This window comes from Snodgrassella sp. B3837 (assembly GCF_026535955.1).
GTDB lineage: Bacteria > Pseudomonadota > Gammaproteobacteria > Burkholderiales > Neisseriaceae > Snodgrassella > Snodgrassella alvi_E.
Genome location: NZ_JAFNPI010000011.1, coordinates 63,932 through 86,825, shown reverse-complemented (window position 1 = coordinate 86,825; position 22,894 = coordinate 63,932). Strand labels below are relative to the sequence as shown.

17 protein-coding genes and 1 other RNA gene are annotated in these 22,894 nt (G+C 47.8%); 4 read left to right on the top strand and 14 right to left on the bottom strand.

Translation table 11 applies throughout. From position 1 onward, the window contains the following. Positions 1-228 precede the first annotated feature (228 nt). Complete coding sequence (locus J3U67_RS04350) at positions 229-1,128, top strand: LysR family transcriptional regulator (RefSeq protein WP_267390905.1); 900 nt, start codon at positions 229-231, stop codon at positions 1,126-1,128. Positions 1,129-1,160: 32 nt separating this feature from the next. On the opposite strand, the gene J3U67_RS04345 is transcribed toward J3U67_RS04350, so the two are convergent. From J3U67_RS04345 to J3U67_RS04335, 3 genes are all read right to left on the bottom strand, one after another. Next, on the bottom strand, positions 1,161-2,150 hold the full coding sequence (locus J3U67_RS04345) for an aldo/keto reductase (protein ID WP_267390906.1): 990 nt from the start codon (positions 2,148-2,150) through the stop codon (positions 1,161-1,163). 199 nt (positions 2,151-2,349) lie between these two features. Continuing rightward, a complete protein-coding gene (dld, locus tag J3U67_RS04340; protein ID WP_267403995.1) occupies positions 2,350-4,047 on the bottom strand; it encodes a D-lactate dehydrogenase in 1,698 nt (565 codons plus the stop codon). A 100-nt stretch (positions 4,048-4,147) separates the two neighbouring features. Next, positions 4,148-5,989: an ABC transporter ATP-binding protein gene (locus J3U67_RS04335; RefSeq protein WP_267390908.1), complete on the bottom strand. Its 1,842-nt coding sequence runs from the start codon at positions 5,987-5,989 to the stop codon at positions 4,148-4,150. 142 nt (positions 5,990-6,131) lie between these two features. Here J3U67_RS04335 and rnpB point away from each other — a divergent pair. After that, an RNA gene (gene rnpB, locus J3U67_RS04330) (RNase P RNA component class A) lies at positions 6,132-6,488 on the top strand. 606 nt (positions 6,489-7,094) lie between these two features. After that, entirely contained in the window at positions 7,095-8,402 is a 1,308-nt protein-coding gene (locus J3U67_RS04325) for an MFS transporter (protein WP_267403993.1), read from the top strand. An 89-nt stretch (positions 8,403-8,491) separates the two neighbouring features. Here J3U67_RS04325 and J3U67_RS04320 read toward each other — a convergent pair whose 3' ends face one another. From J3U67_RS04320 to J3U67_RS04285, 8 genes are all read right to left on the bottom strand, one after another. Next, complete coding sequence (locus tag J3U67_RS04320) at positions 8,492-9,628, bottom strand: acyltransferase family protein (protein WP_267403991.1); 1,137 nt, start codon at positions 9,626-9,628, stop codon at positions 8,492-8,494. Positions 9,629-9,718: 90 nt separating this feature from the next. Continuing rightward, entirely contained in the window at positions 9,719-11,503 is a 1,785-nt protein-coding gene (locus tag J3U67_RS04315) for an assimilatory sulfite reductase (NADPH) flavoprotein subunit (RefSeq protein WP_267403989.1), read from the bottom strand. 192 nt (positions 11,504-11,695) lie between these two features. After that, positions 11,696-12,673 carry an L-lactate dehydrogenase gene (locus tag J3U67_RS04310; RefSeq protein ID WP_100141086.1) on the bottom strand — a complete coding sequence of 326 codons (978 nt, stop codon included), beginning with the start codon at positions 12,671-12,673 and terminating at the stop codon, positions 11,696-11,698. Positions 12,674-13,310: 637 nt separating this feature from the next. Then, complete coding sequence (locus J3U67_RS04305; RefSeq protein WP_267403987.1) at positions 13,311-13,973, bottom strand: S24 family peptidase; 663 nt, start codon at positions 13,971-13,973, stop codon at positions 13,311-13,313. A gap of 487 nt (positions 13,974-14,460) precedes the next feature. Next, positions 14,461-15,756: a sulfate adenylyltransferase subunit 1 gene (locus J3U67_RS04300; RefSeq protein WP_267403985.1), complete on the bottom strand. Its 1,296-nt coding sequence runs from the start codon at positions 15,754-15,756 to the stop codon at positions 14,461-14,463. 8 nt (positions 15,757-15,764) lie between these two features. After that, a complete protein-coding gene (locus tag J3U67_RS04295) occupies positions 15,765-16,367 on the bottom strand; it encodes an RBBP9/YdeN family alpha/beta hydrolase (RefSeq protein WP_267403983.1) in 603 nt (200 codons plus the stop codon). Next, a complete protein-coding gene (cysD, locus tag J3U67_RS04290) occupies positions 16,367-17,281 on the bottom strand; it encodes a sulfate adenylyltransferase subunit CysD (RefSeq protein ID WP_100151521.1) in 915 nt (304 codons plus the stop codon). Before cysD ends, J3U67_RS04295 begins: the two co-directional genes overlap by 1 nt. 63 nt (positions 17,282-17,344) lie before the next feature. Continuing rightward, positions 17,345-18,067, bottom strand: a complete 723-nt coding sequence (locus J3U67_RS04285; protein WP_267403981.1) for a phosphoadenylyl-sulfate reductase — start codon at positions 18,065-18,067, stop codon at positions 17,345-17,347. Between the two features lie 259 nt (positions 18,068-18,326). Between J3U67_RS04285 and cysG the strand changes: the two genes are divergently transcribed. Further along, a complete protein-coding gene (cysG, locus tag J3U67_RS04280) occupies positions 18,327-19,733 on the top strand; it encodes a siroheme synthase CysG (protein ID WP_267403979.1) in 1,407 nt (468 codons plus the stop codon). Positions 19,734-19,810: 77 nt separating this feature from the next. On the opposite strand, the gene bfr (J3U67_RS04275) is transcribed toward cysG, so the two are convergent. The 3 genes from bfr (J3U67_RS04275) to J3U67_RS04265 all read right to left on the bottom strand — a co-directional run bounded on the left by bfr (J3U67_RS04275) (position 19,811) and on the right by J3U67_RS04265 (position 22,686). Further along, a complete protein-coding gene (gene bfr, locus J3U67_RS04275) occupies positions 19,811-20,284 on the bottom strand; it encodes a bacterioferritin (RefSeq protein WP_267390919.1) in 474 nt (157 codons plus the stop codon). 10 nt (positions 20,285-20,294) lie between these two features. After that, on the bottom strand, positions 20,295-20,759 hold the full coding sequence (gene bfr / locus J3U67_RS04270; RefSeq protein ID WP_267390920.1) for a bacterioferritin: 465 nt from the start codon (positions 20,757-20,759) through the stop codon (positions 20,295-20,297). Between the two features lie 1,033 nt (positions 20,760-21,792). After that, complete coding sequence (locus tag J3U67_RS04265; protein WP_267390921.1) at positions 21,793-22,686, bottom strand: SDR family oxidoreductase; 894 nt, start codon at positions 22,684-22,686, stop codon at positions 21,793-21,795. Positions 22,687-22,894: the final 208 nt, after the last annotated feature.

Here is a 22,894-nt window from a genome sequence, read left to right as displayed (position 1 = left end):
GCGGCAGGCTGTGGCTGCGGGTATTGTACACGGATTTTAAGTCTATGCGCTTGCTGTTTCAGAACTTAGCCGGTTCAAAGCTTCTTTAGGCGGCAAAGGCTTTTTATTTTTGAACGGTTTTTATCGCCGCTGGATGATTTACTAATGCTGTAGATGCGCGTGTGCGCTGTTTGTGGTTTCTGTTTATCAATATTTAAAAAATAAAATGTGCGCTATGCAGGGTGAGAAATGGAAATACTTAAAGAACATTTCAATGAATTTCAATATTTATTAACCATTGCCGAAGAAAGAAGTTTTACCCGCGCGGCAAGTAAGCTGGGTATTTCGCAGTCTGCGCTTAGCCATGCGATTAAGGTGCTGGAGCAAAAATTACAGATTCGTCTTTTAACGCGGACAACTCGCAGTGTGGCGCCTACAGCTCTGGGTGCACAGATTATTGCTAGTCTGCAACCGCGCTTAGATGAGTTGGAGCAGACTTTGCAAAGTCTGGTTGAACAAAATGGTACACCTAGTGGCTATATTCGACTGTCTGTCAGTGAACATGCTGCTCACAGTGTGCTGTGGCCGAGACTGAAACCGTTTTTGAAGCAGTATCCACAGATTAATGTAGAACTGTTTATTGATAATCAGTTTGTGGATATTGTGCAGAATGGTTTTGATGCTGGAGTGCGTTTAGGGGAGAGTGTTGATAAAGATATGGTGGCGGTGAGGCTGAGTGATGATATACGCTTTGCTGTGGTGGCGACGGCTGAATATTTTGAGAAACATGGAATGCCCGCTACACCGGCTGATTTGCAGCACCATCAGTGTATCAATGTGCGTTTACCTAGCGCCAATAAGTTATACCAGTGGGAATTTATTCAGGATGGCCGGCCGATGCGGGTTAAGGTAAACGGCCAGCTTACTTTTAATCAGCTACCGGAACGCATTGATGCAACATTATCCGGATTTGGGGTGGCTTATGTGCCGGATGATATGGTATCGCAGATGGTGGCCAATGGTGAGCTGATTCAGGTACTGAAAGACTATTGCCCAGTTTTTCCTGGTTATTACTTGTATTATCCGAGCCGGCAGAGGCATCCACGGGCCTTTGCGCTGATGATTGATGCTTTACGGCTGACAAAATAAGGAGCGGCGATGCTCCTTATTTGGTTGGTGGGTCAGCGTCCTACTCGAGCTTGTTGCTCGGGAAGATACCGGTCACCAACTACGGCAATTTGATTAAGCGCCTGATTGATATCAGCTATGTCTGTTGCAGACAACTGAATATCAGCAGCACCCAGATTTTCTTTCAAACGCTCTTGTTTGGTGGTGCCCGGTATCGGAACAATCCATGGTTTTTGTGCCAGCAGCCAGGCCAGTGCAATCTGGGCAGCGGTGGCCTGATGAGCCTGTGCCAGTTTCTGTACCAGAGCGGCAAGTTTTTCATTAGCGGCCAGTGCTTCTGGAGCAAAACGGGGTACACGCCGGCGGAAATCATCGGCACTGAATACAGTGGAAGCATTGATGGTACCGGTCAGGAAACCTTTACCAAGTGGACTGAATGGCACCAGACCTATGCCAAGCTCTTCCAGTAGGGGGATGATTTCTTTTTCCGGCTCCCGCCACCACATGGAGTACTCGCTTTGCAGGGCGGTAAGCGGTTGTATGGCATGAGCACGGCGAATAGTGGCGGCACCGGCCTCAGACATGCCAAAATGTTTTACTTTACCTTCTGCAATCAAATCTTTGACTGTTCCGGCCACATCTTCAATCGGTACATCTGGATCAACGCGATGCTGATACAGCAGATCGATAACATCTGTCTGTAGGCGCCTCAAGGAACCTTCTACGGTCTTGCGTATGGTTTCAGGATGACTGTTTAGTATTTGCTGTTTGTTGTCGTCTCCATATGTGAAACCGAATTTGGTGGCAATCACCACTTGCTGACGATAAGGTTTTAATGCTTGCCCCACTAGCTCTTCGTTGAGATACGGTCCGTAAACTTCGGCGGTATCGAAGAAAGTGACACCTTGTGCCACGGCAGCCCGAATCAGCTCGATGGCTTGAGGAATGTCTGTAGCTGGTCCGTAGCCATGACTTAATCCCATACACCCTAGCCCCAGAGCAGATACGGCTAGCCTGTTTTTACCGAGATAACGTTGCTGCATGTTTCTTTCCTTTATGTCTGTTAAACCAAAGATGTCGTTTGACGCAGCTTACTCTGTGTGTATGTGCGGATTAAGTGTTGTGATGTTTATAGGCTTATGAATAACATTCATAAATATGTGCAGAATATGGCAACCAGTTTCGCGGCTGAAAAAAAACCACCGTCCGATATTGTCGGCCGGTGGCTGAGAGGGGAAAAGTTTACGCCCAGTATTTCTTTTTCGAGGTTTTGCCGATACCGGGATTGAAGCTGTTGGTTGGATCGAGTTGACGATAGAATTTTTTTAATTCCGGCTTGGCATGATACAGGTGTCCGACATTGTGTTCGGCCGGATATTGTGCACCACGTTGATCCAGCAGTACCAGCATTTCGTCTTCAACTTTATTGCAGTCGGTTCCTTTTTTGGCGATGTAATCCTGATGGAATACATGGCAGAAGAAGTGGCCGTAGTACATTTTATGGATAAAGTGCTGATTGATGCTGTCAGGTAAGGTTTCAAACCATTCTGTATCATTGCGGCGCAAAGCCACATCCAGTGCAACAATGTTTTCTACGGTATCGCTGTGCACATTGCGGTAGGTAGTAGCGGCGCCAGCCGCGGCAAAACGATGCAGCATGGCAGCTTCTGCTTCTTTTTCGTTACAGCGGAAATAGCTGCCGCTTTTCTGCTCAAAAAAGTTTTTTAAAAATGCTTCAGCTTCGGCAATGCCTTCATCTGCCATTTTCAATATTAGGTGATGCTCATAACGGTCTCGATAATCGCGGATGGACTGCGGTAAGTGCTGGGGCAGGAATTTACAGATGAATACGGCAAAATGGTCAGAGAAATTCTTGGGAAAAAACGGAATTTTGGCCATGGTGCGGTCGACGAAATTCTTGAAGGCAAACAGACGCGGCATCGCATCGGTACCGAATTTCTGGATGGCTACAAATATGTCTTTGCCGTATACAGCAGCGATATCAAAAGCTTCGCGGTGCATGTATTCGCCGGATACCGGCAGATTTTTAAAGGTACCGAGAATATGGCGACGGATGTCGTCTAGCTCATGAGTATCATTACTGCCGATGTAGAATACGGCAGAGGTTTTTTCCAGTGGGAATGTATCCAGACGTACGGCAAAAACCATCAGACGACCGGCACTGCCGGAAGCTTCATAGTGGCGCGCAGGATCGGCGTTAAAGCGCGCTGGTGTGTCGGCATCAATTTCGCGTACGTGGTTACGGTAGTCGTGGTCATGCCCCATACCTGCATCGCGTTTGATATCTTTTTCGGTGTAATGGCGGTTTTGCAGATTAGTCAGAATGGTTTCGGGATCGTCTCCCAGCTCTATGCCAAGGTGATTAACCAGATGTAGCTGGCTGTTTTCATCTAGCTGGGCGAAAACCGCCATCTGGGTATAAGCGGGGCCACGCTGAATAAGCGAACCGCCAGAGTTATTGCAGACGCCACCCATTACTGAAGCTCCGATACAGGATGAACCAATCACTGAATGCGGGCCGCGCTGGTATTTTTTCAGTTCTTTTTCCAGCCGGTAGAGGGTACTGCCAGGCAGACACACGACTTGTTCACCATTTTCAATCACCTGAATACCATCCAGCCGACGGGTGCTGACTATCACAATTGGCCGGTCGTAATCGTTGCCATCCGGTGTGGAACCACCGGTGAGCCCGGTATTGGCAGATTGGGTTATAACAATTACATCGGCTTCGACACAGGCTTTTAACACACGCCACTGTTCAACCAGTGTGCCCGGAAGCACGACGGCTAACGCATTGCCCACACCAAACCGAATACCCTGCCGGTATGGCAAGGTGTGCGCAGGATCAGTAAGGGTGTGCTCGTTACCAACTATCCCCTGTAATGTTTGAATCAGTTGTGACTGTGTATGGACATCCATACGACTTCTCCTTGTTATAGCGTTAATTATTCAAAATCAATTGCAGCCATTGTAGAACAGTTATATGTTAACGAAAAGAGTTGTGGTGCACTGGTTATATTTAGTTCTCAGGCAAAAAACCGCCGCTCTGGCGCTGCCACAACATGGCATAAACACCGTTTCGAGCCAGCAGCTCGCTATGGGTGCCTTGCTCGACTATCTGTCCTTTGTCCATGACAATCAGTCGATCCATGGCGGCAATGGTTGATAGGCGATGGGCAATAGCCACTACAGTTTTGCCCTGCATCAGACGGGTCAGGTTTTCCTGAATTGCGGCTTCTACTTCTGAATCTAGGGCGCTGGTGGCTTCATCTAACAGCAGAATCGGCGCATCTTTTAAAATCACCCGCGCAATAGCAATGCGCTGACGTTGGCCACCGGACAGTTTCACACCACGCTCTCCGACGTGTGCATCATAGCCATGTCGTCCTCGGGCATCGCTCAGAGCCGGAATAAAGCCGTCTGCAGCGGCCTGCTGTGCCGCCTGCTGCATGGCTGATTCAGAAGCATCAGGGCGGCCATAGACAATATTGTCCCGCACGGAACGGTGCAGCAACGATGTATCCTGTGTAACGAGCCCTAGTGCAGCACGCAAACTGTCTTGTGTGACATCGCGGATATCCTGCCCGTCTATTAAAATGCGCCCACTCTGCACGTCATAAAACCGCAGTAACAGGTTAGTAAGTGTGGTTTTACCTGCACCACTACGTCCGACCAGACCGACTTTTTCGCCGGCGCGGATGTGCAGATTAAAATCGTTTAATAGGGGTTTGTCAGCACTGTAGGCAAAGCTGACATGCTCAAAATCAATGGCGCCGTGGTTTACTTTTAATGGCAAAGCTTTAGGTTTGTCGACTATGGCATGAGGACGGGATAAGATGTTCATGCCGTCTTCAACGGTACCAATGTTTTCAAACAGGCGCGCACTTTCCCACATTACCCAGCGTGACAGCCCATTGATGCGTGAGGCCATAGCCGTAGCGGTGGCAATGGCGCCGACTCCCACTTGCCCGTTTATCCATAGCCAGATGCCCAGACCAGCTGAGCTGACCACCAATAAAATATTGATGGCGGTACTCAGGCTGTCTAGCAAAGTTGCCAGCCTCATCTGAGCATTCACTGTAACCAGAAACTCCTGCATGGAAGCTTTGGCATAAGCTGCTTCACGCGCGCTGTGAGAAAACAGTTTCACGGTGGCAATGTTAGTATAGGCATCGGTGATGCGTCCGGTCATCAGGCTGCGTGCATCTGCCTGCTGCTGTGCCGTTTTGGATAGGCGCGGAATCAGAAAGCGCAATACCAGTACAAACAGCACAATCCACATGATAAAGGGTAGCAACAGCCAACCGTCCATACCGGCCAGTATGATGCCGCTGGTGACGAAATACACCAGCACATACACCAGCATATTGGCTACTGACATCACAGTGTCGCGCACCGCCAAGGCCGTTTGCATCACTTTAGCTGACACGCGTCCGGCAAATTCGTCTTGATAAAAACCCATGCTTTGGCCAAGCATCAGACGATGAAAATTCCAGCGCAGGCGCATCGGAAAGGCACCCTGAAGCGTCTGAAACTGTACGTTGGAAGATAGGAAAGACCAGAATATGCTGAACACCATGACCGCTGCCATTAGCAGCAGTTCGTGGCCTTTTTCCGGCCACAATCTGGCCGGTGCATACGCCCCCAGCCAATCGATAACGGTGCCGAGAAAGCGAAACACCAGTGCTTCTAGTATCCCAGTACCTATGGTCATTATAACCATCACCAGTAGCCACAGCCGCGCGCCTTCTAGACAGCTCCAGATAAATGGCAGTACACCTTTTTTTGGCGGCTGCGGCAAGGTTTCAGGGTATGCATCAATGCGGTTTTCAAACCAGCTGAAGAATCGGTTCAGTAACATACTGCATAAACTTTCTGCATAATGGTGCCAAAGCGGCGGTACACGCTGCGGGGACGGCAGGAATAATGATGAATGAAATCATTATACATAATCTGAAATATAAATCAGCTTTGAGGGTTTGTGTTAAAATCGCGCCGGCACATCAGCATACCAGACAGTCGCTGTGTACTTTTAAGTGCATGGAGGAAAGTCCGGGCTCCGCAGAGCAGAATGCCGGCTAACAGCCGGGCGCCATGAGGCGACGGAAAGTGGAACAGAAAGCATAACCGCCGATGGCTATGTTTCATAGCACAGGTAAGGGTGAAATGGTGCGGTAAGAGCGCACCGTGCCGTTGGTAACAACGTGTAGCAGGCCAAACCCCATTCGGAGCAAGACCAAACAGAATGCGCTGACGCTGCTCGCCGAGCATTCGGGTAGGTTGCTTGAGCGGCACAGTAATGTGTCGCCCAGATGAATGACTGTCCACGACAGAACCCGGCTTATCGGTTGTCTGATGTGCCCTTGTATCTTTCTAAATTTTTTGCTCTGGCTACTTTTTCTCTAGCAGCCATGTACCGGCTAATCATTTATTACCAATGCTGTCACTGTTGAGTACGGATTGGCAAATCGTGTGGGTCGGGTGCTGATAGCTTTCAGATTCACTAACTCAATCTACTGCGTTTACCCTTTTATTATCTGCTTTGCTGCTTTATTAATTATTGTATCTTTGTCCAGTGTCAGACATATGTAATAAGAACAACAAAACGCAAAATTATGGTTTTACTTTCGCGCTGATGGAGCGAACCTAGTGATCACAAATGGGAAAAAATTAGGTATTAGACACGATTGCCCTGATTTACTAAACATAAATGGCCATCAGGCGGTATCTGTTTGTCTGTATTTGAAAAATTAGGTTTTTGTTTGCATACTAAGACTGCTTACAGCCGATGCTAACGATTATTAAGCGCGGTTAAACTTCAGGCGTGATACATGCTGTAGCAGGGGCTGGTGTATGAGCGGTCATTACATTGTCTGTTAATTTAACGTTTATTCTGCTTGCAACAAGCTTTACACTGACAGCTGTTTTATGTCAGGCTTGGCAATTGTTTAATTTTCGGTATCAGCATGCATACACGTCAGTTTCTGTCTTTGTACGGTTCGATTTTTTTTCTGTTTTCCGGTTACGGGCTGTTTCTGAATTCGGCTGGGGTGAAACTGTCCCAGATGGGAGTCAGTAATATCACCATTGGGGTGCTGAATGCTGGCTTTTTTATTGGTGGTACTATATCCGCCATTGTCTCCCACCGTATTATTTCGCGTGTTGGTCATATTCGCAGCTTCAGTGTTTTTGGTGCGCTGTTTGCCATTGCCGCCCTCGCCCATCTGATGGTGGAACAGCTGTGGATGTGGGGTGTGCTGCGTGCTGTATTGGGGTTTTGTCATTACAGTTTGCTGATGGTGGTGGAAAGCTGGTTTACGGCGCGTAGTGTGCCACAGACACGCGCTAAGATACTGGCCTTATATGAAGTGGTGTATTACATTTCTTCTGCTACCAGTGTTTTGCTGCTGAGTCTGAATATGTCCAGTAATAACATCTTTACGCTGGCAGCAATATTGGTGATAGCGGCGACACTGCCGGTAGGGCTAACCAGAATGAAGCAGCCGGAGATTCCAAAGCGAGAGCGGATTAGTCTACCGCATGTGCTATCGATCGTACCGCTGGCGTGGATAGCCTGCTTTATGGCCGGCATATTCATCAATGGCTTTTTTACCATGGGCTCGGTGTTTATGCTGAAACTGGGCTACAGTTTGCCTAAAGTTTCTCTTTTTCTGGGCTCGGCAATGGTGGGCGGTTTCACGATTCAGCTATTTATTGCGTGGCTCTCAAATAAATTTGGCCGTCCGCGCACCATTTTCGGCTGCGCCTGTGTCGCCACGACAGCAGCAATCAGTGGCATGATGCTGTTACTCATTCTACCGGGCAATATCTGGGCACAATGTGTGATTGCGCTGGCCATTGGTTGCAGTAGCTTTCCCATGTATGCTCTGGGGCTTGCACGAGCCAATGATGTACTGCCAGCCAATATGAATACGGTGGAAGTTAACCGCTGCCTGCTGTTTGTATATGGTCTGGGTTCATTAGTGGCACCATTGCTGCTGGGTACAATGATGCAGCTATTTAACCATTTCGGTTTTTATAGCGTTTATGCAATTATGGCTGCTTTGCTGGCAATTTACGCGTTTATGCAGCCCTCTGTTCCGGTTTCCCAGCGCAGTGTTTATGTACCGGTATCGGGTAATGTGGGACCGATGACCGCTGAGCTTGATCCACGCAATAATGCAGCTACAGACACGCCATATGATGCACATAGTGCTGAGCAGCATGTGCATGATACCTTACAAAATTCAGATAATCAGCGCGAAGATAATTAGTACGCGAAGATAATTTTTGCTTCTTTATACTACAAACTGTCCAGAATAGTTATTCTATTCTGGACAGTTTGTTAGTTGGTACAAAAACTTTATTGCTTCAGCCACGGTGATTGATGTCGGCCTAAGGCCATAAACGGTTTTTCAATATACTGATATGTAAGCGTGCAAATAATCAATACACTCACCAATACTAGGGTAGCCAATAAAGTGTATTCGGTCTGACTCAAGTTAATTGTATTAAGCTGTATGGTTTTATTCAGACAAAACCAACCTATTCCGTGCAGCAGATAAATGCTGTAGCTGGCATCACCCAGCCGCACGAAGGCTTTCAATCGCAGTAATCCGAAAAGATCACCACCCAACGCGATGAGGATAAAGAGTAGTCCATACAAGGGGAGAAAGCTGATTTGGTAGCGGCCATTTGTGATACTAAAAATCAGCAGCAGAATAAGCACGCTCCCGTAATCACACAATTTTTTGGGTGCTTGTACGGTGTCGGACACCGCTCTGGCAAGTACGCCGACGGCAAAGCAGGCAATAAAATACGCTTTTTGTGCATTGAATGCAGCGATTCCATAAGCTGAGATAAATAAGACAACCAATGCCAATGGTAACAGACAGGTTTTATGGCGCAGGAGACACCACAATGGCAGGGAGAAATAGAATGCCCATTCCCAGTATAAGCTCCATGCCACACCAGCGTTTATTAGGCGCGCATCCTGCATGCCAAACAGGGCAGGTTTACTGCCGCTGATGCCGGCATCAAACCAGTAATATAGGTTTAGCAGCATATCGCGGCTGATGAATGTGTGCCGTTGCAGATACAGCGCCAGCAGTACGCAACAGGCGGAGGACAGATAAAACAGCGGGGCGATTCGCAGAAAGCGCTTGCGGTAAAACGTCAGCCACGAAGCCGGACTGCTTCGGGCAAACAGATAGCCTGACAGCATAAAAAACAGGCTGACGCCGAAAGGACCCATACGCAGATTGAGCTGATTATGGCTAAATACCGCGGGTGTCCATGGTTGGCCATGTAGATAATAGTAACTATAAACAAAATGGTGCATAGCGACGCTAAATGCCAGTATAAAGCGTAGGCCATCCAACCGTGCAACGCGCCTGTCTTCGGCTGCGTCCATAAAAGCAAACAGCCGTGAACCGAACAGTATCCAAGATAGTAGTAATAATCCCAGTATCCAGACATACATCTGGTATGAATAAAGCATAATACTGCCCAGTAATATGGTTGGCTACCACGACATATTAACGGGTTTGGTTAGGATAGTTGAATTTTTATTACCAGAATGATGTAAGGTTCAATAGACATCGCGCTGATACCGCTGCTCTTGTCTAAGTTCACTCAGGTATTCATCAGCGTCTTCGGTGCTAAGCTGCCCTTGTGCTGACACGATGTCTAAGAGGGCTTGCTCTACATCTCGTGCCATTTTAGTGGCATCGCCGCACACATAGATATGTGCACCGCGTTGCAGCCATGCCCAGATATCGGCGGCTTGTTCACGCAGTTTGTGCTGCACATAGATTTTTTCATTAGCCTGCCGGCTCCATGCGAAATCGTAACGTGTCAGCAATCCGTTTTTGCGGTATTGCAGCCATTCAGCCTGATAAAGGAAATCATCGGTAAATTTCTGATTCCCAAAAAACAGCCAGTTGTCGCCACTGGCCCCGTCAGCGTCGCGCTGCTGCATAAATGCACGGAATGGTGCGATACCGGTGCCGGCGGCAATCATGATAATAGGCGTAGTGCCATCTTCAGGTAAGCGGAAGCGGTGGTTTTCTTCGATAAATACGCGTACAGGTTCGCCCTCTTGCAAGTGCTCTCCCAGAAAACCGGAGGCGCCGCCGGTGTATTGCTGCCCTCGTTGGCTGAAGCGTACCACGCCGACCGTTAAATGGACTTCTTCGCCAACTTCGTCCTGACTGGAAGCAATGGAATACAGGCGCGGGGTCAGTGGACGAAACAGGTCGTGTAGTGCTTGTGCGCTGAGTACATGGGGGTAGGTAGCCAGCAGACTCACCGGCGGGGTGGTGGCTATCAGCTGTCTGAGTGCCTCGGCATCGGCAATGATTTCATTAAGCTCTGTATTCTGTATCTGCTGCGCATAGGCCTGAACCAGCGCTGGTGTGTTTTGGGTAATGTCGAGCTCCTGCTGTAATGCCTGTGCAACAGGTATTTCGCGACCATCGCTCAGCCGTACTGATGCTGCTTTATCGACCTGTGCATGTTGCAAAATTTCGTCTACCAGTGTGTCTGCGTTTTGATAGTACACGCCCAGCGCATCCCCAGGTTGATAGCGGATACCAGAGCCACTGAGGTCTATTTCGACGTGTTCGACATCTTTACTGGCATTGGGGGTGGTAATACGTTGACGCAGGCTCAGGCTGGCAGTAAAAGGCGCAGCTCGAGTGAATACCGCGGTCTGAGCGGCTACAACGCTTTGCTGAACCTCTGTATTTTCGCCAGCCTGAGTAGTGTTCAGCTCACTGATGATGGCAACAATTGTGTCCTGCCACGCGGCTGCACTGCTCTGGTAGTCAACGTCACAATCTACCCGTTCGGCCAGACGCTCGCCACCAAGCTGTGCCAGTAGTTGGTCAAAATCCTTGCCACACTGGCAAAATTGCGGATAGCTGCTGTCACCTAGGCCTAGCACGGCAAAGTGAAGCTGATTCAGCACAGGTGCTTTTTTACCAGATAGGTATTTATACAACGGCAAAGCTTCTTCCGGTGGTTCGCCCTCTCCCTGTGTGGAGGTGACAAGTAGAAGAATGTCTTCACTGACCAGTTGTTTGTTTTTGTAATCGCCGCAAGCAGTTAGGGTGGCACTGATACCGGCTGCTTCTAGTTTCAGTTGCAGGTTTTCAGACACGCGGCGAGCATTACCGGTTTGTGATGCAGACAATACCCGTACGTTGCGCGCTATTGGTGCTGTGCTGTTGATGGCGGCTGCGGTCGCCGTAGCAGAGGAGGTGGTAACTGTCTGCTGGCTTTGTGCCCATGTATAGCCAGAGAGCCACGCCAGCTGCGTTGGCGACAGCTGATTTAACGATTGCAATAATTCGGGAGATAGAGGGATGGTCATGGTTTGTGCTCGGTAAGGTGATGATTAATGTCATTATTCGGCGGTAGAATTCCATCCGGCCATACTAGCAAGCACTGGGAAGTTTGAGAAAGAAATGGCACTTATTTAGTTAGAATCGGCAAGCATATATAAAAAGGCAGCCCGCAGGCTGCCTTGAGAAGAGGAATCTGGATTGTTTTAAGACTGTCTGTTTTAACGCTTGATACCGATTTCGGGAAAGGCATTGCGCATCACTTCATCCAGATGGCTGGCGGAGGCACTCATCAGACTTTGCTCTTTTTCGTTTAGGGGAATTTCTATAACCTGACGCACACCGTGACGGTCAAGCACTGCAGGGGTGCCGATATACATGTCTTTGACACCATACTGTCCATTGAGATAGACGGAAACCGGTAGTATGGTGTTTTCATCATCCAAAAGCGCCCGACATATGCGCGCCAGTGCAGCACCTACTCCATAATAAGTAGCCCCTTTGAGACGGATGATGTCGTAGGCAGCATTGACCACGCGGTCAGCAATAATATCAAGGTCTGCTTCGGTAAAGCGTGGATCGCCTTTAATCCACTCTTCCATTGTCAGGCCACCAACACTCAGATGTGACCATGCCGGAAATTCGGTGTCGCCATGTTCTCCCAGTATGTAACCGCTTACGGTACGCGGGTCAACATTGAGAAGATAGCCAACATATTTGCACAAGCGGGCTGAATCCAGTGAGGTACCAGAACCGATTACACGCTCGGCCGGAAAACCTGACAGTTTCCATGTGGCATAGGTAAGGATATCCACGGGATTGGAAGCCACTAGAAAGATGCCGTTAAAACCGGATTCGACGACATGTGTAACAATACTTTTGATAATATGCAAATTACGGTTAACCAGATCCAGACGGCTTTCACCTGGCTTTTGCGCTGCACCGGCGGTAATCACAACAATATCAGCATCGGCGGCGTCGCTGTAATTGCCGGCGTAAATGTTTTTGGGGTAAGTAAAGAGTAATGCATCTGCAATATCTTTTGCATCTCCATGCGCCTTATCCCGCGCTACGTCGACAATCACCAGTTCCTGACCGATACCTTGCAGCGTGGCTGCATAGGCAAATGTGGAACCTACGGCACCGGCACCAACCAGAACAATTTTCTGATGATTTTTGGCATTGGTGGGCTGTAACATAATTCAACCTCTTTCTAACGTAAATGCAAATCTATGCGAATTTATGCATAAATTGTAGCAAATTTGTACATGCTATATGCATTTTTTATTTATATTCATCATTAATTACATTTTTTGGTGAAATATGTCATTAAATATTTTTTTGTATGATTTTTTTATGTTTTCAGCTAATTTTATGGCATTTTGTATATTTATGTTTAATTTTGAATAATAGCAAACGTCTGCCAGCTAACATTTGAATAATTGTTTTTACTGGTTTAGAGCCGCTTTTCTTATTTATGATTACGGTAGGTTTAAATCAGCTGAATTCAATTGTTCAGATTCTAATAAACACATACAAGAGGCGATGGATTGAAATAATGTTAAATGAGATGTGTGATTCGGTTTAACGAATTTAAGATTTGCTGATATAGTTTGTGTGCAAAAATGAGAGAATAGAAGATAGTAGGTGATGGGGTAAGCGGTTGGGATGCATTTGCCGGCTATATTCTGCTTAGGCTTTTCCAAACTGGTAGATATTAAACAAAATCAGCCTCTCTGAAACCCGGCAGGCAACCCGTTTGGCCAATGTAAGAGCAGAAAAAAGTGCATCCTGCACCATCTCTTGAATATGACAGTCTGCAAGTAGAGTGTGCATTTACAGCTCTACGGCATAATAAAATACTCGACCAATGATGATGATCTGTTTGACAGGGGCGCATTCATCCTGATACTCAGCAGTATTGTAAGCGTGCAGTCGTACTTCTTCATTCGGCATGGAGTACAGTTTCCGGACGCGATAGCGGTGATTTTGCTTTATCAAATACAGGTTGCCATCGATGATGCTGGTACGGTTTAAGTCGACAGCAAAAATGGTCCCGTGTGGAAAAATCGGTTCCATGCTGTTGTCGCTCACTGGAAAACATACTACCATCTCTGCATTGATTTTTTTACGCTCTAAAAGCTCGGTACTCAGGCTGAATTTTTTGCAATGCTGTTTATGTGCCTGTTTGGAACGCACACAGCCGGCCAGCTCAATGGAGGGGTACAGGCAGACAGCTACCTCATCCTGATTATACGGGCCGGAATCTATAGCAGCAGGAATATCGTCTGGTTGCGCTGGAAAAGGATTACCGCGACCTTCACGCAGCCAGGTAAGACTTACACCCAGTATGTTGGCCAGTATGTCCAAATTTTTGGGTTCGTAATTGCCGTTTTCCCATTTGAATACTGCGGTTTTGGAGACGCCCATTTTATCGGCTACCTGTTGCTGTGACAGGGCGATACGCTGCCGCGCCTGTTTGATGCGATCGCTTAACATCTGTTATCTCCCGATTAAAAGACATAATGATGTTAACTTAATTTGTGTTATGTTTTGTTTATAGCAATAGTTATTTTCAATATATAAAACATGTCAGTTTATTCCCTATTTCACTGTAAAAATTATACCATCCACTTTATATAATAATATTAAGATGATAATTCGCTAGCAGGCTTAGTTAACATTCTCTTTCTTCTCTCAGCCCAACATCAAAAAAATTAATTTTTACATCATTTTTATCTGTTTTTTACACAAACCTCTTATTCAAATTCAATTATGAAGCTGGATTGATTTTATCCATATAACATATTTTTACATAATATTAACTCGTTTGTCGTATATGTGTGTTTTTATCAACACCTGCCACCTAAACTGCTGCACCTATACCTGCAAAGCATAAACAAGATACAACAGCATTCATGTTTTCTGCATACTGTGTTGCGCGGAGACAGTATATTTTCACCGCGAACTTTTATGCATGTGACGCCTAAGATAAGGCAACAATCATGCCGGCTGCAACGGTATGATTGGTCGCTTCATCGATTAGGATAAAGGCACCAGCCGCCGGATTGGCCTCGTAGGTAGTGGCAATAAGTGGTTTTTGCACGCTGATTTGTACCCGTCCAATGTCGTTTAGTTGCAGGCTGTCGGTGTCCTCCTGATGATTGAGACTTTGCACATCCAGCAGATATTCAACCTTTCTGATTTTTGCATACACCGTTTGCGAACCATGCTTGAGCCAGTACCGTCTGGCTGAGTTGAGTGGTTTACTGTCAAACCAGCACAACGATGCACTGATGTTGCTGACCGGATGCAAATCACTGCCGGCAGCGACAATACTGTCTCCACGGGATACATCTACATCATCAGCCAACACTAAAGTGAGCACATCACCTGTCTGAGCCTGATCTACGGCACCATCCGGACTGTATATGGCTGCAATGGTGCTACTCTGGCCGGCTGGTTCGATACGTACGGGCTCGCCTATTTTCAGGCACCCTTGTTCTAGCCGACCCTGATAGCCGCGAAAATCATCAGCACTGCTGCCATCCAGCCGTGCGACGCGCTGTACTGGATAGAGAGCGGGTGCCTTCAGCAACTGACTATGACGATTAGCAGCGGGCAAGCTTTCCAATAAAGGCAGCAGCGGTTGCCCTTGAAACCAAGGCATATGTGCGCTAGCAGTAACAATATTGTCGCCGTTTAGCGCCGATATTGGTACATAGCTGACGCGGCGCAAATCTAAAGCGGCAGCCAGCTCGCTGTAGGCACGTTTAATCGCGTTGAATTTTTCTTCGCTGTAATCCAGCAAATCAAGTTTGTTTACCGCTACGATGATGTGCGGTGTACCCAGCAGTTTCAGAATGGCGCTGTGGCGACGGGTTTGCGGCAGTAAGGCCGGTGTCTGTTCGCTGAAATCCAACCGTGTGGCATCTATTAGAATGATGGCGGCATCGGCAGTAGAGGCTCCAGTCACCATATTGCGGGTATATTGTTCATGGCCGGGGGTATCAGCAATGATGAATTTGCGTGCCGGCGTTGCAAAATAGCGGTAAGCAACATCAATGGTAATGCCCTGCTCCCGCTCGGCCGCCAACCCGTCAGTAAGCTGGGCGAAATCAGGAACGCCCTCGGCAGTGCGCTTGTGCTTGCCGCGATACAGTGAGGCTACCTGATCAGCCAGCAAAGACTGGCTGTCAAACAGCAGACGTCCAATTAGAGTGGATTTACCATCGTCCACGCTGCCGGCTGTAATAAATCGCAATACGGAATCAGTACTCATTCGATGTCTCATTGGTTGGTGGTAACGACCTGCGTCAGCATCTGCTTCAGGCTCTGCCACGCTGGAGTCAATTCGCTGAAGCCGTCTTCAGCCATCAGGTGGCCACCATGGGATACATAATCGATGTGGCTGTGCAGTGATGCTGCAATGGATTGGCTGGCGGCTTCTGGCACATAGGGATCGTTGGTGGAAATAATACTGTGCACCGGCATGCTGATGTGCTGTAATGCACTGAAATCAGGCTGGCTGGCATCGATATATTCATCCAGTATATGCAGCGTAGGCAGGCGCGAGGCAAAACCAGCGGCCAGTATCAATCCGCCCAGCTTTGCAGGCTGGTGACGGCTAAGAAAACGCAGCAGGGTAATAACGCCGAGGCTGTGGCCGACCAGTATGGTCTGAGCTTCAGGCTGGCCGATAATCTGATCCAGTGTCTGCTGCCATACCGCTGCTTGCGGATAATCGGGTGCAGGCATTGCCGGTATGGTGACAACAGCACCGGCAGAACGCGCCTGCCGAGCCAGCCACTCAAACCAGTTATCATCTGGGCTGCTTTGAAAGCCATGCACAATATAGACCTGAGGCGCTGAATTGGTGAGTGTGGCAGCCATCAGAAATAACCTGCTTTCTTACGCTCTTCCATGGCCGCTTCCGAAACTTGATCGTCCATGCGCGTGGCGTTGCGCTCGGAAATCGTGGTTTGTGCCGTCTCAGCTATTATTTCAGCGGCGGTTGCGGCTTCGCTCGCCACTGGACAAGTACAGGAAATATCGCCTACTGTACGGAAACGTACACTGCGTACCACGCTCACTTCGCCCTCTTTTTTCGGTGTCAGTGGCGTTACCGGCACCAGCATGTTTCCGCGCTCCACCACCTCACGCTGGTGAGCATAATAGATGTCAGGTAAAGCCAGCTGTTCACGCGCAATGTATTGCCAGATATCCAGTTCGGTCCAGTTCGAAATTGGAAAAACACGCATGTTTTCGCCCGGATGGAGACGAGTATTATATAAATCCCATAATTCCGGACGCTGGTTTTTCGGGTCCCACTGACCAAATTCATCGCGGAACGAGAATATGCGTTCTTTAGCACGCGCTTTTTCCTCATCGCGACGTGCACCGCCCATTAATGCATCAAAGCCGTTGGCTTCAATGGTTTCCAACAAGGTGACAGCCTGGGCGGCATTGCGCGAATCGGTAGCTCGGCGCAAGGTAACACTGCCTCGGCGAATGGATTCTTCCACACTGCCCACCACCAGTTTCGCACCCAGCCGCTGTACAGTGGCATCACGAAACGCAATCACTTCGGGATAGTTGTGGCCAGTATCGATGTGCACCAGTGTTAGCGGTAATTGCAGACTGTGACCAGGTATCTGAAACGCTTTTACTGCCAGTGCCAGCAGCACTACCGAATCCTTGCCACCGGAAAACAGCAGCGCCGGATGGCGTGCTTCAGCGACCACTTCGCGGATAATGTAGATGGATTCCGCTTCCAGCCAATCCAGATGTTTGTTTTGAATACTCATTGGTTTATTCCGTAGTGGCTGCAGCGCATGACAGCGCACCTGCAAGCCTGAGTTAAATTCTGCTTATTTATGCAAACCACATTCTTTACTATCGTGGCTCTCCCACCACCAGCGGCCAGCCCGAATATCCTCACCCACTTTTACCGGACGCGTACACGGCTCACAGCCGATGCTCGGATAGCCCTGCATATACAAAGCATTTACCGGCAGTTGCTTCACTTCGGCATAAGCCCACACATCAGTTTCCAGCCAATCAGCCAGCGGATTGTATTTGGCCATCGCATGAGTCTGATCTTGCTCAACCAATGCCAGCTCGGTACGGGTACTGGACTGCTCGCGCCGCTGTCCGGTAATCCATGCATCTGCATCACTGAGTGCACGGTTGAGCGGTTCGATTTTGCGGATATGGCAGCATTCGCGCCTCAGAGCAACACTGTCATAGAAAGCCAGCTTGCCATGTGCAGCCACATACGCATCAACAGCCGCCTCATCTGGCCGATATTCAACAATCTGGATACCCCAGTGCTGGCCGGCGGCGTCTAACAACTGACAGGTTTCACTATTGAGCGCACCAGTATTAAGGGTAAATACCTCTACAGGCAGCTGCGCGCGCACAATCACATCGGTAATCACCATGTCTTCAACGGCCAGACTAGAAGCAAATTTAACGTGCTGATGCTGGCTGACAATCTGCTCTAAACGGTTTTGTAGTTCGGCAGTAAGTACCGGCAAGCGTTGGGTGGCGGCCGCATCATGCGGTGGGCTCCACAAGCGGGGGCGCAACATATTCTTTTAAGTTCCTGAAAGCACAATTTATTAATGCCAGCAACTGTTTAAGCAGCTTACTGTCTGTCTGATTCAGATAGTAGCAAGCGTAGCCTGCGGCAAGGAAAGAATAAAAATTTCTTTCTTTATAACCAAACTTCCGTCCCGAACATGGCTCATACAGATATAACCGCCAACGATTTGGTTAGAAAAAAAGCTTCTTTTTCAGCCACACAGTGGCACTTATAAGATAGCGTGCACACAACAAAGACAAACCAACATGAATCACTACCCCATATTTACTCAATTACACCAGCGCAAAGTGTTACTGGTGGGCGGCGGACAGGTGGCCGAACGCAAGGCTAATGCCCTGCTACAGGCCGGAGCACAACTAAAGGTGGTGGCACAGCAAACCACCAGCCGTTTTCAGGATTGGTTTGCCGCACAGCAAGCCGAACACATCGCCACAGAATTTAGTCCTGCGCTGCTAAGTGGTGTGTTTCTGGTAGTGGCCGCTACTAACGACCCTGCCTTAAATCGGCAGGTATTTCTGGCAGCCGAAGCAGCGGCAACATTCTGCAATTGTGTCGACCAGCCGGCATGTTGTTCGTTTATCGTGCCGGCATTGATTGACCGCAGTCCAATACAGGTGGCTATAAGCAGCGGCGGCCACGCACCAGTGTTGGCGCGGCTGATTCGTCAGCAAATAGAAACGCTACTGCCGTTTTCAATCGGCAAAGCAGCGGCGCTGGCCGGACGCTGGCGGACACAGGTAAAACAAACCTTTCAGCATTTGAGCGAACGCCGCCGCTTCTGGGAGCAATTATTTCAGCACAGCCGCTTTTCCCAGTATGTGGCCAGTGGTGATGAAAAGGCAGCAGAATCGCTGTTGCAGCAGCAACTAAATGCCCACCAGCCACTACTACAGGGTGAAGTGGTGCTGGTTGGTGCCGGCCCAGGTGATGCCGGTCTGCTCACTTTGCACGCCTTACAGGCACTTCAGGCAGCAGATGTGGTTTTATATGATGCATTGGTATCGGCAGAGGTACTTGAGCTGGTACGCCGCGATGCCCTGAAAATCAGCGTTGGTAAGCGCTGTGGCAACCATCAGGTACAACAGCAACAGACCAATGAGCTGCTGGTAAAGTGGGCACAGCAAGGTAAACGTGTTGCGCGCCTAAAAGGCGGTGATCCTTTTGTGTTCGGCCGTGGTGGTGAAGAATGTGCGGTATTACAGGCAGCGGGAATTCCTTTCAGAGTCATTCCTGGCATCAGTGCTGGCCTAGGCGCTACCGCCTATGCCGGTATTCCGCTTACCCATCGGGATTATGCCCAGAGTGTGCTGTTTATAACCGGCCATCAGCAGCTGGCTGCACAGTCACATGGCTGGCACACACTAGCAGGTGCTCAGCAAACACTGGTGATTTATATGGGTACCCTCACGGCAGCGGAAATCAGCCGCCAGCTGATTGCCCATGGACGAGCCGCCACCACACCGGTAGCAATCATCTCGCAAGGCACGCTACCACAGCAAACCGTATCAACCGGCCAGCTCCACCAGCTAGCCTCCCTGGCACAACAAGCTGCCACACCGGCATTGATTGTGATTGGGGAAGTAGTCAGTCTGCGCCAGCAGCTGGCATGGTTTCAGCCCAGCAGTGCACACGAAAGCGTAGTAGCGGCTTAGTATCAGCGCCTACAGCAAACACAAAAAAACAGCACTTGTGAACAAGTGCTGTTATCCTGTTTGTTCACTGGAATCGCTCAATCTGTTACTGCCGCAGACTGCGCAAAATTATTCAATCCAACTTCTTTAATCAGATCAAGCTGCGTACCCAGCCAGTCCAAATATTCCTCATTCACCGCTTTTTGCTGTTCAAGCAAATCACGTGACACAAAATCCAGCTGGTTTTCACACACAGCTATGGCATCAGCCAGAGCAATGTGTTTGGCCTGCTCTGCCCGTTGGTCACACTGCAGAATCTCAGTAATATTCTCACCCACCAGAATTTTGCCGTACTCCTGTAGATTCGGCAGACCTTCCAGAAGCAGGATACGTTCAATCAGCGCGTCTGCGCTCTTCATATCGCGAATCGAATGCTTATATAAAGTCTCACCCAGCTCGTTGAAACCCCAGTTGCGCAGAATACGAGCATGCAGAAAATATTGATTGATGGAAACCAACAACAAACCCAGATTTTTATTCAATGCCTGAATGGCCAAACGATCTCCCTGCATATCGTTCTCCTTACAGCTGGCTTTGCAGATAATTGGGCAAGCCCATCACCTCAATTTGGCGCAATTGTTGTTCTAACCAGTGTGCATGGTCTTCTTCCGTATCTTTCAGCTGAGCCACCAGAAACTGACGCGTCACATAATCCTGCTCCTGCTCACATAGCTTAATCGCATCTTTTAAATTCTGGCGCACGCTTAGCTCTGTAGCCAGATCATTTTCCAGCATGCTGACTACATCCGTGCCCACATTAATCGCATCCGGTACCATTTCCGGTTTGCCGTTCAGCATCAGAATACGGTGAATAAACTGGTGCGCATGGTCGGTTTCTTCCTGCATCTCATGGTCTATACGCTGAAACAGCTTCATATAGCCCATATCTTCATACATCCGCGAATGGGCAAAATACTGGTCACGTGCGGCCAGCTCTCCTGCCAGTAAACGGTTTAAACATTCCAATACAACCTTTTTACCTTCCATGTTTGCATCCTTTTTACTCAAAACTGCTGCATCTTACTTACCAAGCAGTTGTGATGAATCACTAAACCACTACCGGCCTGACGCGACAAGCATCAAGCGCAGATAACCATTTAATGAAAAATTATGTCTGTTATTTTTCTACCCGTGAGCAGCGTATTTGTCTTGCTTCTTAAGCAAAAAACCACTGTCGGATAGTAACTTATACGTAGAGGATAAATATCCTGAACCAATATTTTCTGCAGTCTGGGGTTGCAGGCTAAAATTAACCTGCAACCCTTTTCCCCCTTGAACAGTTGCACTAAATCAGGTGTTAAAATTACATTACCCTAACCAATACAACTGTTTGGGCTTATCATAACATTAAATATCATGACTATTTTTAATCTAAATAAGAGTAATTTTCATAATAATTAATTGAAAAAATCAAAATTAACAGAAAAATTCCATAAAAACATAGTATTAAAACAATAATGGTTATCACACTTTATTAGAATCATTCAACTAAACCATCACAGACGGCAAATTTATAATAAAATTTATATAAATTAACATAATTTCACCATTAGTCTGCATCCTTAGCGGCCAAAATATACAGAATCAACAAGCAATTAGCGTAAAACATAACCATTTTCATTCCGTCCAGCTCTATACCTCAGCCAGCCTTTTATTTCGGCAGGAAATCTAGGCACCCTCTCCTGAACACAGCTTGCAGCGCGTCCTGCTGACACATGCTTCTTTCTTATCCAGTACATAAGTGAATTGCGGCAAAAAGGAAATATCACTACTGCTTCTTCACTCCCAATTTATCCTCCGCGATGCAAAATATCATTTTTTTATCTATTGTATGAAAAAAACAAAAATGAGAAATATAAATATTACAAATAAATATTTTTATGCACCAATAGCGAAACAAATATGGTTTTTGCTCACAGAAAAAATAAAAATCCGCACTGAAACTCATTTTACTGCCGGTATTACACCGGTACAGAAACCGAATTTCAGTACGGATTTATTAGAAAAACAACAAAATGTCTTACAGCAAAATACCGCCGGTCACACCATACACCTGAGCGGTTACATAGCTGGATTCATCCGACATCAGGAAAACATAAGTAGAAGCCAGTTCGGCAGGCTGGCCGGCACGGCCAAGAATAGATTCGCTCTGACCAAATTTTGGAATGGCTTCAGGCGGCTGACCGCCGGTAATTTCCAGAGCAGTCCAGATAGGGCCGGGAGCCACAGAATTCACGCGAATTCCTTTAGCAGCTACCTGTTTAGCAAGACCCTGCGTAAAAGCCACAATAGCGGCCTTTGTAGAGGCATAATCTATCAGATTCGGGCTGGGTTCATAAGCCTGTACAGAGCTGGTGGTCACAATAGTGGCACCGGCAGGCAAATGCGGCATTGCAGCCTGAATCACCCAAAAAAGCGAAAAAACATTAATTTCGAATGTTTTTTTTAACTGTTCCGTACTGATATCACAAAACCGCTCAACAGCCGTCTGCTTACCAGCCACCAAAGTCAGACCGTCCAGACCGCCTAACTGCTGATGCGTTTTTTCTACTAACTGTTTGCAGAAATGCTCATCACTTAAGTCACCCGGCAGACACACAACCTTACGGCCAGCTTCCTGTACCAGTGCTGCAACCTGTTTAGCATCCTCTTCTTCTTCCGGCAGATAATTAATCGCCAGATCCGCACCTTCACGCGCATACGCAATGGCAGCAGCACGACCAATACCGGAATCGGCACCCGTTACCAAAATCTTGCGCCCACACAAACGGCCATGACCTTCATAGCTTTTTTCACCACAATCAGGTACAGGGTCCATTCTGCTTTGCAGGCCGGGCGCTGGCTGACGTTGTTTGGCATAATCCTGATGGTAGTACTTGGTTTTAGGATCTTGTAAACCTTCTTGATGCTTCATAATACATCTCCTTGTTTAACAATGCTTTATCCAGATGGAACAGCAAAACCATCATACGACAGATTATGAAACAGAAAAGAAAACTACTTGTAATTTATGTCAATATTCTAGTTAAAATTTATTAATCTCAATGGCTTGAGAACGAAAAGACAAATCATGCAAAACTACTGGGCAAAACAAATGCAGGACAGTACCTATACTGTCCTGC